Genomic DNA, 14580 nt, shown 5'->3' with positions numbered 1-14580 from the left:
GCGGGTTTCGGGCTGTCGACGCAGCGTATTACTTGACGTCGGCTTTCTTGGTCAGCTCTTCGACCTGCTTCTGCGCTGCTTTCTGCTGCATCGACTGGGTCAGCTGTTCCTTCACGTCCTTGAATTCCGGAACCTTGTTCTCCTGCACGTCATCGGCCTTGATGATGTGGAAGCCGAATTCGGTCTTCACCGGTGCCTTGCTGATCTGGCCCTTGGCCAGCGCGTTCAGTGCATCGGCGAACGGCGGAACGAACTGCTTCGGATCAACCCATTCGCCTTGCGGGCCACCCAGCGAACCACCCTGTACGGCGCTGCCCTTGTCCAGCGACTTGGTCTTGGCCAGTTCTTCGAACTTCTTGCCCTTCTTCAGGTCGGCCAGGATGGCATCGGCTTCAGCTTCGGTCTTGACGAGGATGTGGCGAGCCTTGTACTTCTTCGGGCTCATATTGGCCTTGATCAGGTCATATTCTTTCTTCACATCGGCATCGGAAACCTGGGCCTTGCTCATCAGGTCATTGCCCAGCGCGCCGATCAGCAGCTGCTGCTTGGCCATGTCGAGGCCAGCCTGGTAGTCGGCAGTCTTGTCCAGACCGCGTTTCACGGCTTCCTGCGCCAGGATTTCGTCCTGAATCAGTTTTTCCTTGATGCGGGCGCGCAGTTCCGGGGTGTCTTTCTGGCCACGCTGGGTGACTTGCTTCACGACCGCGTTCATGCGGCTGTCCGGAATGGCAACACCATTTACAGTGGCAACGGCAGCACTTGCAGTGATGGAGGTAACGCTCAGGGCCAGCATGCTGCCGGCGATGGCGAGAGTAATGCGGTTGGGCTTGAACATGCAGTTTCCTTCTGTATTGCACCCGGCAGCAGCCGGGCGGGTTATAACTCGTCCGGGCTGAGTGCGCGGATGCTGAGTGCGTGAATCGCGTGCGGCATCAGATCTTTCAGCAGATCCTTGACCATGCGATGCCGGTCAAGCAGGCGTTTGCCAGCAAACTGCGGCGAAATGATCAGGAGGTTGAAATGGCCTCCACCGCCACTGCCGGCATGGCCGGCGTGGGCAGCACTCTCGTCGTCCAGTTGCAGGGTTTCGGGCTGCAGTGGGGCCAGGCGGGAGCGGATTTCTGCGTCGAGATCAATCATACCAGACAATTATGGCAGTACCTGTTTGAAGGGTTTGATGACGACATCCTGGTAGACGCCGCCAGTTTGATACGGATCGGCCGCCGCCCAGGTGCGGGCTTCGTCGAGCGAAGCGAATTCGGCGACGATCAGGCTGCCGGAGAAACCGGCCGGGCCGGGGTCGACGCTGTCAATGGCCGGAAACGGGCCGGCAAGGACCAGCCGGCCGGCTTCCTGCAGCGCCTTGAGGCGTTCGAGGTGCGGCGGGCGGTTGGCGAGCCGGCGTTCCAGCGAATCGGGAACGTCGGTGCCGATGATACTGTAGAGCGGCATGGTGCTGTCCCTTAACGATTATTCAGATTCTGCCTTGCCTGCCGTCGCCGTTTCCGGCTCGATGTGCCTGGCCAGATAAATGCTCTGGGCGATGACAAAGGCGAAGGGCAGGGCGATATTGCCCCAGATTTTCAGGTTGACCCGCATGGACTGGTCGAAGCCGAAACAGTTGAGCGCGATTACCAGGGTGTTGACGGCGGCCATGGCGGCGAAAAACAGCGCCCAGCCCCATAGCATTTGCAGCCAGACCGGATCGGGCAGCGTGATCTGCTCGCCCATCAGTTTTCTGATCAGATTGGTCTGCTTCAGATACCAGCCGGCCAAGAGCGCCAGTGCCATGAACAGATAGAGCGCGGTTGGTTTCCAGAAGATGAAGGCGTCGTTGTGCAGGTAGATTGTTGCGCCACCCAGCAAGGTGATGAGCACCAGATTCACCCACAGCATCGTTTCGACCTTGCGGTGCCGGATCAGGCAGTAGACTACCTGCAGCACGGTCGCAGCGATCGCACCGCCGGTTGCCCAGTAGATGTCGCCGCTGAATTTGTAGACACCGAAAAACAGCAGAATCGGAAACAGATCAAACAGAAACTTCATGAAGGTCGCCTGAAGAGGGAGCGCAGATTATGCGGCCGTAATGGGGGGCGAGCAAGGTGTGCGCGGTGTGATTAATCCAGCCTTCTGCTGTTTCAGATGTCAGAGGGCCGGATCAATCATCGTGTGCAGCAAACGCTGCTTGCCCAGACTCGCCCGGCCAGATGCGGGCCGGCTACCGGTGCTTGTTTAATACATTGCCATGTATGCCTGTGCAGCCTTTTTACTTAAATGGCTGCGTGGCTATACCCTGTTTATCGTCGGGTCAGCTCATCCCAGATCTTGTTGAGCCGCTTCACTGAGACCGGGTAAGGGGTACGCAGTTCCTGTGCAAACAGTGAAATGCGCAATTCCTCCAGCATCCAGCGGAAGGGCAGCAGGGGCGCCGTGTCGCGGCCTTCGCGCTGCCATTTGGCCAGCTCGTTTTCCCAGCGCTGCCACAGTTCCTGGATTTCCGCTCCGCGTTGTGTGTCGCGCGCCGGATTGCTGACGCGCTTTTCAAGCCGAACCCGCATGGCTTTCAGGTAGAGCGGCAGACGGGGCAACTGTTCCCACGGAGTCTGCTGCATGAAGCCCGCATAAACCAGCTGGCCGAGCTGGGTTTTCAGTTCGTGCGAGAGCGCGCCGGCCTTGGCGATGATGCTGCAGAGTGGCATGTATTCCGCGGCCACGTCACTGAGTGCGCGCAGCGCCGCATCGCGCACCGATGGCAGCCGCACCTTGGCGCGGTTTTTCTGCTCGTCGAAATCCTTTTTCCGGCGCGGCGGCTCGTCTTCGCCCAGAAAGGCGCGGTTGCAGATGCAGCCGACCAGGTCATCCATCAGCATGTCGGCATTGCCGAGCGCGCGCAGCTGAATGGCGAGCTGGCTGAAGTTCGGCAGGCTTTTCGGCAGCTGTTTCAGGTGCTCTTTCAGCTCGAGCTGCAGCAAGCGCACCACACCCTCGCGATGCGCGGCCAGTGCGGCGTGCTCGGTATCGAACAGCCGGATGGCGAGCGCCTCTTCGTCGGGGATCAGGGCGGGATAACCGGTCATGCTGCGCCCGTTGCGCTTGAAGTTGAGCTTGGCGGGCAGGTCGCCGAAATCCCATTTCACGATGCCGGATTTTTCGATGCCGGTACTTTCTTCGTCGGCGTCGCGGAAGGTGAGCTGCGCGGCTTCGCCCAGCTGTGCACGCAGGGCAATCAGGTCGCGGCCGTGCGCGAGTTCCTGCCCAGCGTCGTCGATGATGCGGAAGTGCATCAGCAGGTGGGCGGGTAATTCGGCGCTGGCGAAATCATCGGCGGACACTGCCTGGCCGATGCCGCGCGTGACGGCCTGCGCGAGCTGGGGCAGCAACGGTTCTTCGCGATTGGCGCGCTCAAGTTCGACCATCATCCGTGTGGCAAACTCGGGAACAGGCACACATTGGCGGCGGATTGGCTTGGGCAGCGCCTTGATCAGCAGGGTGATTTTCTCGCGCAGCATGCCCGGCACCAGCCAGTCGAAGGTGGCGTGATTCACGCGGTTGAGCAGGTGCAGCGGCAGCGTGAGCGTGACACCATCGAGCGGATGGCCGGGCTCGAAACGGTAGGCGAGCTTGAGTTTGGCGTCTGCCAGCCTGAAGGTTTCCGGGTATTGCTCTTCCGTGACTGCCGCCGCGCCGTGACGCATCAGGTCTTCACGGCTCAGAAACAGCAGTTGCGGACTGGTTTTCTCCGCCTCCTTGCGCCAGGCCTCGAAGCCGGCTGCGTTGACGATGTCAGCGGGCAGGATGGCATCAAAAAAACGGAACAGGGTTTCTTCATCGACGAGGACATCCTGCCGGCGTGATTTGTGCTCCAGTTCTTCGATAGCGAGCAGCAGGGCCAGATTGTGGTCGTTGAATTTGCCGCGCGTGTTCAGGTTGAAGCGCGCCAGGCCTTCGCGGATCAGCAATTCACGCGCTTCAACCGGATTGATCGCGCCGTAATTAACCTTGCGCCGGTTCACGATGGGCAGACCGTACAGGGTGACGCGCTCGCTGGCAGTCACCTGGCCCTGGTCTTTTTCCCAGTGCGGGTCGAAATACTGGCGCTTGACCAGATGCGGTGCGAGTTTTTCCACCCATTCCGGCTCGATCGCGGCGACAGTTCGCGCAAACAGCTTGCTGGTCTCGACCAGCTCGCCCGCCAGCAGCCATTTCGGGCGCGATTTTTTCAGCCCCGAGCCGGGGAAAACATGGAACTTGATGCCGCGCGCGCCGAGGTATTCGTCTGACTCCTGCGATTTCATCCCGATCTGGCCCAGGAGACCGGTGAGCAATGCCTTGTGGATCTGCTCGAAGGTGGCGGGGGCGGTGTTCAGGCGCCAGTTCATGTCATCGCTGATGTCGGCAAGCTGGCGGTGCAGGTCGCGCCATTCCCTGAGCCTTAGCCACGACAGGAAGTGCTCGTGGCAGCGCTGGACCAGCTGGCGGTTGGATGACTTTTCGGCGGATTCCTTTTCGAACCAGTGCCACAGGTGCAGGTAGGACAGGAAGTCCGATTTTTCGTCATTGAAGCGCTGTTGCGCACGATCGGCGGCGTCGCGCGCGTCGAACGGACGCTCGCGCGGATCCTGTACCGACATCGCGCTGGTGATGATGAGGATTTCAGCCAGGCAGTGCTGCTCGTGGCCGGCCAGCAGCATGCGCGCCAGTCGTGGATCTACCGGCAGGCGGGCGAGCTGCTGGCCGATAGGGGTTAGGGTATCGCTCTCGTCAACAGCACCCAGTTCGCGTAGCTGTGCATACCCGTCGGCAATCAGTTTGCCCGATGGCGCTTCGATAAAGGGAAACTCGTCCACGCGGCCGAGCTTGAGAGCGGCCATGCGCAGGATGACGGCGGCAAGGCTGGAACGCACGATTTCCGGGTCGGTGAAACCGCTGCGCAAATTGAAATCGTCTTCGCTGTACAGCCGTACGCAGATGCCCGACGCCACACGGCCGCAGCGGCCTGCGCGCTGGCGGGCGCTGGCCTGGCTGATTTTCTCGACCAGCAATTGTTCGACCTTGGCGCGCGGGCTGTAACGGTTGACGCGCGCGAGGCCGGAATCGATCACATAGCGGATGCCGGGTACGGTCAGCGAAGTCTCGGCGACGTTGGTTGCAAGAACAATGCGGCGGCCGTTGCTCGGCCGGAAGATGCGCTGCTGGTCTTCGTTCGACAGTCGTGCGAACAGCGGCAGGATTTCAGCATCCCTCAATTTTGCCTTGCGCAGTTCTTCGGCGGTTTCGCGGATTTCGCGCTCGCCGGGCAGGAAAACCAGTACATCACCATTGCCATCACGCAGCCACAGATTTTCCACGGCATTGACGACGGCTTCTTCCATTTCGATTTCAGCGTCGTCTTCGTCGCGTGCCGATAGCGGCGCATAGCGTACTTCCACCGGATAGGTGCGACCTGAAACTTCGATGACCGGTGCGCCGTTGAAATGCTGGCTGAAGCGTTCCGCATCAATCGTCGCGGAGGTGATGATGACCTTCAGGTCGGGACGGCGCGGCAGCAGTTGTTTCAGGTAGCCGAGCAGAAAGTCGATATTCAGGCTGCGTTCGTGCGCCTCGTCGATGATGAGCGTGTCGTACGCAGCAAGGAATTTGTCCGACAGGGTTTCGGCCAGCAGAATGCCGTCGGTCATCAGCTTGATGTAGCTGTCGCCACTGCTTTTTTCGTTGAAGCGCACCTTGTAGCCGACATGCTGGCCGAGTTCGCTTTCCAGTTCCTGGGCGATGCGCTGCGCGACCGAGCGGGCGGCGAGCCGTCGTGGCTGGGTGTGGCCGATCAGGCCGTGCACGCCGCGCCCCAGTGCCAGGCAGAGCTTGGGCAGTTGCGTGGTTTTGCCCGAGCCGGTTTCGCCACAGACGATGACGACCTGATGTTTGTCGATGGCGGCAAGCAGCTCGTCTTTCTTCTGGTTGACCGGCAGCGCGTCGTCGAATTTCGGGCGTGGCAGGCGCTCGCGGCGGCGAACTGTTTTCGCTAGCGATGCGGCGAGCTGCTGGTCGAGCTGGGCTTGCAGGCGATTGCTGGGTTGCTTGCGCTGCAGGCGTTCATGCAGGCTGCGCGCCAGTTTGCCGAGGGCAAAGCGGTCGGCGCTCTGGCAATCGGAGAGAGACTGGGCGAGTGCGGCGGAGAGGCGGGACATCAGGTGTGGGCTTGTCGCATGGAGGAGCAAGCCGCGGATTTTAACACGCCGGAAGGGCTAGCCGCCGAGGACGATCAGGTGGGCCGGGCGCGAAGCGCGCTCGACCGGATGAATTGCGCAGGGGATGCTGGGAGCGTTGCTGCGTTCGAGGCTGGCCGCCCCGGTCTCGCCGCTGATCAGCCGGTCTGCGTTGCTGGCCAGCCGGTCAAGCGGTTCGCCGATCAGTTCGTTCGGCGTCATTCCCAGCAGATCGCAGGCCGCGTAGTTGGCGAACTCGACCATGCCTTCCTCGATCAGCAGGAAGGGGTGAGGCAGTGCATCGGCCACGGCATGCAAGAGGCTATCGCCGCTGGCGAGTGCCGTTTCGGCGGCCTTGAGGTGGGTGATGTCGATGGCGATGTTCAGGATGTAGGTTTCATCGTCACGCACCAGTGGCTGCTTGGTGACGTCGAACCAGTGCACCTGCCCGTTCGGCAGCGTCCACTGATCCAGCAGGCGGATGGTGCGCTGCTCTTCCAGAACTTCGTCATCGCCGGTGGCAAACGGGCGGTCAGGATCCATCCAGGCCATGTGCGATTGCACCAGTAGTTCATGTCCCAGTGAATTCTGGGTGGCGCGATTGACCAGCAGGAAGCGGCCGTGACGGTCGCGCACGAATACCAGTGCGGGGCTGGCGTCGATGATCTGATGTACGAACAATTGCTGGTGGAAGAGAGCCTCTTCCATGGCCTTGATGTGGCTGATATCGCGGATGAGCGCGAGGCAGCGGTTGTTGGCCAGCGGGATCAGTCGCGCTTCGAAGGTGCTCTGCTCCCCATCATTCTGGCCCAGCTGGTATTCGAAGCGCTGAGGCGTGTTGTCGCTGTGCAGGGCAATCAATGCCTCCAGGTATAGCCGGGCGGCCCGGCTGGGCAGAATGGCGCTGAGGCGATCCTTTTCTCCGTTGCCACTCGGGTGGTTGCCAAGTTTGCTGGCATTCAGCGGTGTGATTATGCGATTGCTGCCTTCGATCAGCCAGAGCAGGTCGGGAATGTCTGCCAGCAATTCGCCGTGACTCGGAGGCGGGCGATGGATTATGGTCGTCGGAGCGGCGGACAGGCGGGCAGGCTTGCTGCGACGGCGGCGTTCCAGTTCGAGCGAGGAAAGGTTGCTGATCAGTGCTGCAGCGAGAAGCAGGGTGGCTAGTGGCAGGGCGCTGGCAAGCAGGCTGATGAGGGCGGCGGCGAGTAGTGCCGTGGCGGCCATATTGCACAGACAGGGCGGGCGTCTATACCAGGGAGAGGGGGGCTGTGTTGTCGTTGCCCTTTCGGCCATTGTCGAATTCCTGTCGTTTTTGGACCAAGTCGCAGAAAACTGGAATGCAAGTGTAACCGCAAAGCAGACCAGTGAGTGGTTTGCAGGGCTTGCTGCGTGGTCATGCTGCAACAGGTTGGGTGTGACAAGGGGGGTGGCGGAGCGGACGGGGCTCGAACCCGCGACCCCCGGCGTGACAGGCCGGTATTCTAACCAACTGAACTACCGCTCCGCAGCGGTGGTGGGTTGTGACGGGATCGAACCGCCGACATTCTGCTTGTAAGGCAGACGCTCTACCAACTGAGCTAACAACCCATATTGAGGTACTGCTGATTTACTGCTGTAGTGCTGGCGGAGCGGACGGGGCTCGAACCCGCGACCCCCGGCGTGACAGGCCGGTATTCTAACCAACTGAACTACCGCTCCGCAGCGGTGGTGGGTTGTGACGGGATCGAACCGCCGACATTCTGCTTGTAAGGCAGACGCTCTACCAACTGAGCTAACAACCCATATTGAGGTACTGCTGATTTACTGCTGTAGTGCTGGCGGAGCGGACGGGGCTCGAACCCGCGACCCCCGGCGTGACAGGCCGGAATTACAACCAACCAAACGTCTGCTTCAAAGGGGTGGTGGGTTGTGACGGGATCGAACCGCCGACATTCTGCTTGTAAGGCAGACGCTCTACCAACTGAGCTAACAACCCTTCGTCTGAAGAGGGGCGCATTTAATCATGCGTCCTTGTGAGCGTCAAGCCCTGAAAGCCAAAAAACATCCGGCTTTACGGCCGTGGTCACGCTGTTTGGGATTAAGTTGCTGTTTGTGCTGCGTATTTGCGATTCAGACAAAAATATCGATACGCTGGCGCTGCTCGGCATTTTTCTCGGCAATCGCGTTGCTTTGCTGGACACGTTCCAGTCCCGCTTCGGCGATATTGCCTTTCTTGCGGTCGAGGCGTTCTGCATTTTGCAGAACTTCGCCCATGGTTTGCTGCGCGCCCTGAACCAGGGTCTGGGACATTTGTGCGCTGAATGCGCGGATGCTGCTGATGTTGCTCATGGCGCCCCCGTTGGTCGAGCGAAGGGTGAAAATCAGTATCGGCTTATGTACGCAGGCCGTCCTCCATTATATGATTCTGCGGTCATGGATGGAGCTGGAAACCGATGAAGCGCAGGAATTCTCCCGGCATGTCACCGCAGGACCAGCGCTCGGCACTGCGCGTGCCGGTAAGCTGCAAGGTAAAACTGCGCCTGCCGGATCTGGGGATGTCTTATTACGGTGAATGCACCGATCTGAGTGTGCAGGGGCTGACGGTTAAAACCAATTATGTGCCGCGTCCGCAGGAAGAATTCGAGGTCTATGTAATGCCTCCATCAGCCCCGGGGTCGCCAAGGGAGCCTATGGCGCTGCATGTCAGGGTCATGCGCTGCCATGCCTTGCAGCAGAAGGAGATGTACGAGCTCGGCCTGTCCATCGTCACGGTGTTGCGCTGAAGGGCTGGCTCCGGCGAGTCTGGCCCGGACATGATAAGCTAGCGGCCCCGGCGTGACCGTGCCGGTTTGTGATTCGCCTTTTCATCTGCGCCCATGACCGCTATTGCCCTGAGAATCGATGTAAGCCATCTGGCCGGTGCCGAACGTGCCGTCCCCGCTGCCCTGTCCCTGCTGCAAGAGCTGGAGTGTTCGGGCAGTTTTTTCTTCAGTCTTGGTGCTGACCGTTCAGGCCTGGCCTGGCGGGATAGCTGGTTGCGGCGCCGGGAGCTTGGCCGTGCCGCGCTGGCCTACGGGCGTTTCTGGCCGGCTCCCGTCCTTGCCCGTCGCTGCAGTGGCGTGATTCGGCAGGTCAGGGATCTCGGCTTCGAATGCGGCGTCATGCCACCATCAAGTGTTGACTGGCTGCGTCTTCTGCAGGGGGCTTATATACCGGAGAGCGATTTCGAGGCTGAAATCCTGCAGGTCATCGATGCTTACCGGCAGATTTTTGGCGAGGCTCCCGCACTCTTTGCTGCACCGGGCAACCGCATGAACCGCATGGCGTACCGTCTGCTGCAGCGGCATGGTTTCTACTGTGTTTCGGCCACGGAAGGCTCCGGGCCATTCTGGCCCGTGGCCAACGCGGAGCTGGCGCAGTGCCTGGCCATGCCGGTCAGCCTGCCAGCGTTCGATTTGCTGCGGGAATCTGCCCAGTTGCGCGATTCACTACTGCAGCAAAGCGCAGGCTGGCAGGAAAATGATTATGCCTTGCTGATGCTGCGTGCCGAGTCGCTGCTTTGCCCCGGGGCGCTGGATGTGCTGCGCGGCCTCCTGCAAGCCTGGCTAGCGCAGGGGCACAGTCTGGTCGGGGTCAGGGCACTGGCGGAAAGCTGGCCGATTACGCAGGTGCATTATCACTCTGTTGCCTGGGCGCAGGGTGCGGCGGGCGATCAGCAAGGGCCGCTTTTCCCCTGAGCAGAATCCGAAATGCACAAGCGCCGCAATCGCGGCGCTTGTTGCATCAACCGGGCTGACCGGGGTGTTCAGCCATCGGCGGTGATCTGCAGGATCAGCTCGCGCAGCCTGTCGGATGCTTCTTCGTTGCTGACCTGGCAGGTGCCGGCATTTTCATGTCCGCCGCCGCCGTATTTCAGCATCAGCTCGCCGATATTGGTCTGGGACGAGCGATTCAGGATCGACTTGCCGGTGGCGAACACGGTGTTCTGTTTCTGCACGCCCCACAGCACGTGGATCGAGATATTGCACTGCGGGAAGAGTGCGTAAACCATGAAGCGGTTGGTGGCGTAGATGGTTTCTTCTTCGCGCAGGTCAAGCACGACCAGATTGTCGTAAATGCGGCTGCAGCGCTGCAGTTGCTCCTTGGCGGCGGCAGCGTGCTCGAAATACAGCTCGACGCGTTCCTTCACATCCGGCAGCGCCAGGATGTCCTCGATGCCATGGTCGCGGCAGTATTTGATCAGATCCATCATCAGCGTGTAGTTGCTGATGCGGAACTCGCGGAAACGCCCCAGCCCCGTGCGGGCATCCATCAGGTAATTCAGCAGCACCCAGCCTTCCGGGTTGAGGATTTCCTCGCGGGTGAAATTGGCCGAGTCGCCCTTGTCGACCGCTTCCATCATGTCGGTGCTGATGTTCGGGAAGCGCTCCGCGCCGCCGTAATAGTCATACACCACGCGGGCGGCCGACGGCGCATCCGGATCGATGATGTGGTTGTTGCGCTCACCGGTGTTGCGGATGGTTTCCGACAGGTGATGGTCGAATGCCAGATGTGCGCCGGCCACATAGGGCAGGTTGGTCGTGATGTCGCGGTCGGAGATGGCGATCTTGCCATCCTGCATGTCCTTCGGATGCACGAACAGGATGTCGTCGATCAGCTCCAGTTCGTTCAGCAGCACCGCGCACACCAGACCATCGAAGTCGCTGCGCGTGACCAGCCGGTATTTCTGTTCTGCCATGCCTTTCTCCCTTTCTGAAATCGCTGCCCTTGTTCGATCAGGTTTTGTTTTAGCCGGTTTTTGCCGACTTCACCACGTTCATTGCGGTGGCGACGAGGCCTGCCACATCGCCGACATTCTGCGGCAGCAGGATGGTATTGCCCTGTTTGGCGAGGTTGGCAAATGCGGCGACATACTGCTCGGCCACCTTCAGGTTGACCGCTTCGATGCCGCCCTGATGCCCGATGGCCGCTGCAATGCGGGCAATCGCCTCCGCATTGGCCGTCGCCATCAGGCGAATGGCTTCGGCCTCGCCGGTTGCGCGATTGATCGCCGCCTGCTTTTCACCTTCGGATTCGTTGATGGCCGCCTGCATGTCGCCCTGCGAGCGCTGGATGGCCGCCTCGCGCTGGCCATTGGCGAGGTTGATCTGCTCCTGGCGCACCCCTTCCGATTGCGCGATGCGCGCGCGCTTTTCGCGTTCGGCAGTGATCTGCTGCTGCATGGCGTGCAGGATTTCCTTCGGCGGGGTCAAGTCCTTGATTTCATAGCGCAGGACCTTCACGCCCCAGCTGGTGGCGGCTTCGTCCAGTGCCGAGACCACTGCGCGGTTGATCTCGTCGCGCTCTTCAAACGTCTTGTCCAGCTCCAGCTTGCCGACCACCGAGCGCAGCGTCGTCTGTGCCAGCTGGGTAATCGCCAGCACGTAATCGCTGGTGCCGTAAGAAGCCAGCTCCGGCTGCATGACCTGGTAGTAGAGAATGCCGTCCACCTGCAATTGCGTGTTGTCGCGCGTGATGCAGATCTGGCTGGGCACATCGAGGGGTACTTCCTTCAGCGAGTGCTTGTAGGCCACGCGATCAATGAAGGGAATCACCAGATTCAGGCCCGGCTGCAGCACGGCATGAAAGCGGCCCAGGCGCTCGACCACCCAGGCGCTCTGTTGCGGAACGATCTTGAACGTTTTGGCGACGAATATGACGACCAGCAGAAACAGGGCAATCGGAAAGGCGTACATCGGAAACCTCCTTGCTGCCGGCAGGAGCAATGCGGTGCCGGCCTGGATTATTGATGGGTATGTCTCTGGATGTTTTTATTATCAATGGCTGCAAGCTGATGGGGTGCTATGTATTTAGTTCGGTACTGGCGGTTCGCGGCTGATGGTGAAGTGCACGCCGTCGCGGCCGGCAATGTAGTAGTGCGGTAGTGCATCATCGCGCGCCTCGTTGGCGGCCAGCTCCGCATCCCATTGTGTGCCGCGGTAATGGATGCGCGCATGGCGCTCGTCCAGCCAGCTTTCGATCTGCACACGCTGGCCGGTGTCTTCATTGCGCTCGGGGCGCAATGGAATCAGGCGGGTTTTCCATTTGCGGATGACGGCGAGGCTGACCAGACAGCCGAGCGCACCGGCAATGAGCTGGCTGGTCAGGTCGCCCTGCAGCCAGGCGGTCAGCGCTGCCGGGAGCAGGCCGACAGACAGTGCCAGCAGGTAGAAGGTGCCGGTGGCCATTTCAAGACCGGCAAGAAGAAGGGCGGCAATCAGCCACCAGGCAAGCAGGGACATGACGATGACTCCCTCGCCGGTTGTTCCGGCATCTGGCAAACATACTGGATCGCTTGCGCGTCACGCTGGCTGCGGCCGGCCGGAAAAGACAATGGCAGGCCAGTGCCAGTACAGTGCTACTGTAATTGACTCGTCAGGGTTTGGGTAGTCTTGTGCGCCATCGTGAGGCATCGGGGTAACGCGGACTTGCCTCCGCAGGTGCCATTATGATGATGGCATGTTGCTTTGATGGGTATATGGCAATGGCCCTTTTTATTAAAGGGTTGTGCGCATATACATTGCTATGTATTTTCCTGCTGGCTTGCCGTGCCCAGGCTGCCACCGTGGAAGAGCGTAAAGCCGGCATCAATGACCGGCGTGGCGAAATGCTCGCCGTTGATGCGTGCCAGCAAGCGTTCGGCCGCCAGCCGGCCGATCTGCTCGCGGGGCGTGACGATGCTGGCGAGCTGCGGGCTGAGTGCGCGGCCGATGTCGAGCGCGTTGCTGCCGGCCACAGCCAGATCCTCCGGTACCCGCAAGCCGTGCGCCTGCGCGGCGAGCAGGGCACCGGCGGCGATGTCGTCATTGGTGCAGAACACGCCGTCGAGATCAGACAGTGCCTGCCGTGCCTGCTGCAGCAGCTCGCCGCCGAGCGAAAAGCTCGACGACGCTTCGCTGGCAATCACGCAAGGGACAAGCCCGGCGGCGGTCATCGCGGCGCGGTAACCCGCTTCGCGCAGCAGCGTGCGGCGGTCCAGTCGTGCGGCCAGATAGGCAATATGACGTTTGCCGCAGGTCAGCATCGCATTCACCATCGCCGTGGCGGCGGCTTCGTGATCCATTCCCACCGCCTGGTCAATGGGGCGCGCCGGCAGCTCCATCACTTCCACCACCGGAATTCCGGCGACGTCCAGCATGCGCAGCGTGGTGTCGGTGTGCACCGTTTCCGAGAGGATCAGCCCGTCGATGTGGAACGACAGCAGCTGGCGGATCTGTTCTTCCTCGCGCAGCGCGTCGTAGCCGTAGTGGGCATACAGGCAGTGATAGCCGGCCGGCTGCGTGATGCTTTCGATGCCGCGCACCACGCTGGCAAAAACCTGGTTCGACATCGACGGCAGCAGCACGCCGATGGCGCGGCTTTTGGCATTGGCGAGCATGTCGGGAACACGGCTGGGGATGTAGCCCAGCTCGGCCATCACCGCCGCGATCTGCTCGCGCGTGGCTTCGGCCACCTGCTGCGGGTCGCGCAGGTAGCGGCTGATGGTCATTTTTGATGTGCCGACACGGTCGGCCACGTCCTGCAGTGTGGGGCGGCGCGGCCTGTCGCCGCTGCTGCTGCCCTTAGCCATGCCGGCCTCCGCACACCGGGCAGGCCGGATCGCGTTTGTATTTCATTTCGCGCCAGCGCATCTCGCGCGCATCGAGCAATTGCAGGCGGCCAGTCAGCGGAGTGCCACAGCCGGACAATATCTTGAGTGCCTCGGCAGCCTGTGCGGCGCCGATGATGCCCACCAGCGGTGCAAATACACCGAAGGTCGCGCACGGGCTGTCGCTGGCGTCGCCATCTTCGCCGAACAGGCAGTGGTAGCACGGCGCATCGTTCTGGCGTGGGTCGAATACGGTGAGCTGCCCGTCGAAACGCACCGCCGCGCCGGACACCAGCGGCACCTTTGCGGCCACGCACGCACGGTTCACCGCATGGCGAGTGGCGAAGTTGTCGCAGCAGTCGAGCACCACGTCGGCGCTGGCAACCAGCGCGGCGAGTTCCGCTGCAGTGGCGCGCGTAGTAATGGCGTTGATGGTGATATGCGGATTGAGTGCCGCGAGCGTGGCCTTGGCCGACTCGGCCTTGTTCACGCCGACACGATCTTCGGTGTGCACGATCTGGCGCTGCAGATTGGTCAGGTCGACATGGTCATCGTCGACGATGGTCAGAGTCCCCACGCCGGCGCTCGCCAGATAGAGGCTCGCCGGGGAACCCAGGCCGCCCGCGCCGATGATCAGCACGTGGCCGGCGCAGATGCGCTGCTGGCCTTCCACGCCCAGCTCGTCGAGCAGGATATGCCGGCTGTAGCGCAGCAGGCTGTCATCATCAAGGTCGACATCGGCGGTACGGGTGGGGCAGAACGTCATGG

General features: G+C 61.2%; 14 protein-coding genes and 6 tRNA genes. 2 read left to right on the top strand and 18 right to left on the bottom strand.

The genetic code is table 11. The annotated features are described in order from the left end of the window. Nucleotides 1–28: 28 nt before the first annotated feature. From H559_RS0114790 to H559_RS0114730, 13 genes are all read right to left on the bottom strand, one after another. Nucleotides 29–835 carry a peptidylprolyl isomerase gene (locus tag H559_RS0114790; protein WP_081413088.1) on the bottom strand — a complete coding sequence of 269 codons (807 nt, stop codon included), beginning with the start codon at nt 833–835 and terminating at the stop codon, nt 29–31. Nucleotides 836–876: 41 nt separating this feature from the next. Further along, the gene (locus H559_RS0114785) at nt 877–1140 is read right to left on the bottom strand and encodes a BolA family protein (protein ID WP_211230956.1); all 264 of its coding nucleotides are present in this window, start codon (nt 1138–1140) and stop codon (nt 877–879) included. A 9-nt stretch (nt 1141–1149) separates the two neighbouring features. Then, entirely contained in the window at nt 1150–1452 is a 303-nt protein-coding gene (locus H559_RS0114780) for a YciI family protein (RefSeq protein ID WP_028453305.1), read from the bottom strand. Nucleotides 1453–1470: 18 nt separating this feature from the next. Further along, nucleotides 1471–2046, bottom strand: coding sequence for a septation protein A (locus H559_RS0114775; RefSeq protein WP_028453304.1), 576 nt, complete (start codon nt 2044–2046; stop codon nt 1471–1473). A 251-nt stretch (nt 2047–2297) separates the two neighbouring features. Beyond that, the gene (gene hrpA / locus H559_RS0114770) at nt 2298–6185 is read right to left on the bottom strand and encodes an ATP-dependent RNA helicase HrpA (RefSeq protein ID WP_034641485.1); all 3888 of its coding nucleotides are present in this window, start codon (nt 6183–6185) and stop codon (nt 2298–2300) included. Between the two features lie 57 nt (nt 6186–6242). Further along, nucleotides 6243–7499 carry a PAS domain-containing protein gene (locus H559_RS0114765; RefSeq protein WP_081413087.1) on the bottom strand — a complete coding sequence of 419 codons (1257 nt, stop codon included), beginning with the start codon at nt 7497–7499 and terminating at the stop codon, nt 6243–6245. A 134-nt stretch (nt 7500–7633) separates the two neighbouring features. Further along, a tRNA-Asp gene (locus tag H559_RS0114760) sits at nt 7634–7710 on the bottom strand. Between the two features lie 7 nt (nt 7711–7717). After that, a tRNA-Val gene (locus H559_RS0114755) sits at nt 7718–7793 on the bottom strand. Nucleotides 7794–7827: 34 nt separating this feature from the next. Further along, nucleotides 7828–7904, bottom strand: a tRNA-Asp gene (locus H559_RS0114750). Nucleotides 7905–7911: 7 nt separating this feature from the next. Beyond that, nucleotides 7912–7987: transfer RNA gene (locus H559_RS0114745), tRNA-Val, on the bottom strand. A 34-nt stretch (nt 7988–8021) separates the two neighbouring features. Continuing rightward, nucleotides 8022–8098, bottom strand: a tRNA-Asp gene (locus H559_RS0114740). A 7-nt stretch (nt 8099–8105) separates the two neighbouring features. Next, nucleotides 8106–8181: transfer RNA gene (locus H559_RS0114735), tRNA-Val, on the bottom strand. 134 nt (nt 8182–8315) lie between these two features. Beyond that, entirely contained in the window at nt 8316–8534 is a 219-nt protein-coding gene (locus tag H559_RS0114730; protein WP_028453301.1) for a hypothetical protein, read from the bottom strand. A 128-nt stretch (nt 8535–8662) separates the two neighbouring features. Between H559_RS0114730 and H559_RS0114725 the strand changes: the two genes are divergently transcribed. Next, nucleotides 8663–8968, top strand: coding sequence for a PilZ domain-containing protein (locus tag H559_RS0114725; protein ID WP_028453300.1), 306 nt, complete (start codon nt 8663–8665; stop codon nt 8966–8968). Between the two features lie 93 nt (nt 8969–9061). Beyond that, nucleotides 9062–9922: a polysaccharide deacetylase family protein gene (locus H559_RS0114720; protein WP_028453299.1), complete on the top strand. Its 861-nt coding sequence runs from the start codon at nt 9062–9064 to the stop codon at nt 9920–9922. A 68-nt stretch (nt 9923–9990) separates the two neighbouring features. Here the strand turns inward: H559_RS0114720 and H559_RS0114715 are convergent, their stop codons facing one another. The 5 genes from H559_RS0114715 to H559_RS0114695 all read right to left on the bottom strand — a co-directional run bounded on the left by H559_RS0114715 (nt 9991) and on the right by H559_RS0114695 (nt 14578). Further along, the gene (locus H559_RS0114715) at nt 9991–10923 is read right to left on the bottom strand and encodes an exopolyphosphatase (protein WP_028453298.1); all 933 of its coding nucleotides are present in this window, start codon (nt 10921–10923) and stop codon (nt 9991–9993) included. A 49-nt stretch (nt 10924–10972) separates the two neighbouring features. After that, a complete protein-coding gene (locus tag H559_RS0114710) occupies nt 10973–11920 on the bottom strand; it encodes an SPFH domain-containing protein (protein ID WP_028453297.1) in 948 nt (315 codons plus the stop codon). A 114-nt stretch (nt 11921–12034) separates the two neighbouring features. Beyond that, on the bottom strand, nt 12035–12466 hold the full coding sequence (locus tag H559_RS20670) for an NfeD family protein (protein ID WP_051279557.1): 432 nt from the start codon (nt 12464–12466) through the stop codon (nt 12035–12037). A gap of 281 nt (nt 12467–12747) precedes the next feature. Then, nucleotides 12748–13794, bottom strand: a complete 1047-nt coding sequence (locus H559_RS0114700) for a substrate-binding domain-containing protein (protein WP_028453296.1) — start codon at nt 13792–13794, stop codon at nt 12748–12750. After that, nucleotides 13787–14578 (bottom strand): HesA/MoeB/ThiF family protein, encoded by a 792-nt coding sequence (locus H559_RS0114695; RefSeq protein ID WP_051279555.1) that lies wholly within the window; start codon nt 14576–14578, stop codon nt 13787–13789. Before H559_RS0114695 ends, H559_RS0114700 begins: the two co-directional genes overlap by 8 nt. Nucleotides 14579–14580 lie beyond the last annotated feature (2 nt).

Source organism: Chitinilyticum aquatile DSM 21506, from assembly GCF_000430805.1.
In the GTDB taxonomy this organism is placed as follows: Bacteria; Pseudomonadota; Gammaproteobacteria; order Burkholderiales; family Chitinibacteraceae; genus Chitinilyticum; species Chitinilyticum aquatile.
Note: the sequence above shows the minus strand (reverse complement) of the source record. Positions and strands in the feature narration are given on the sequence as shown.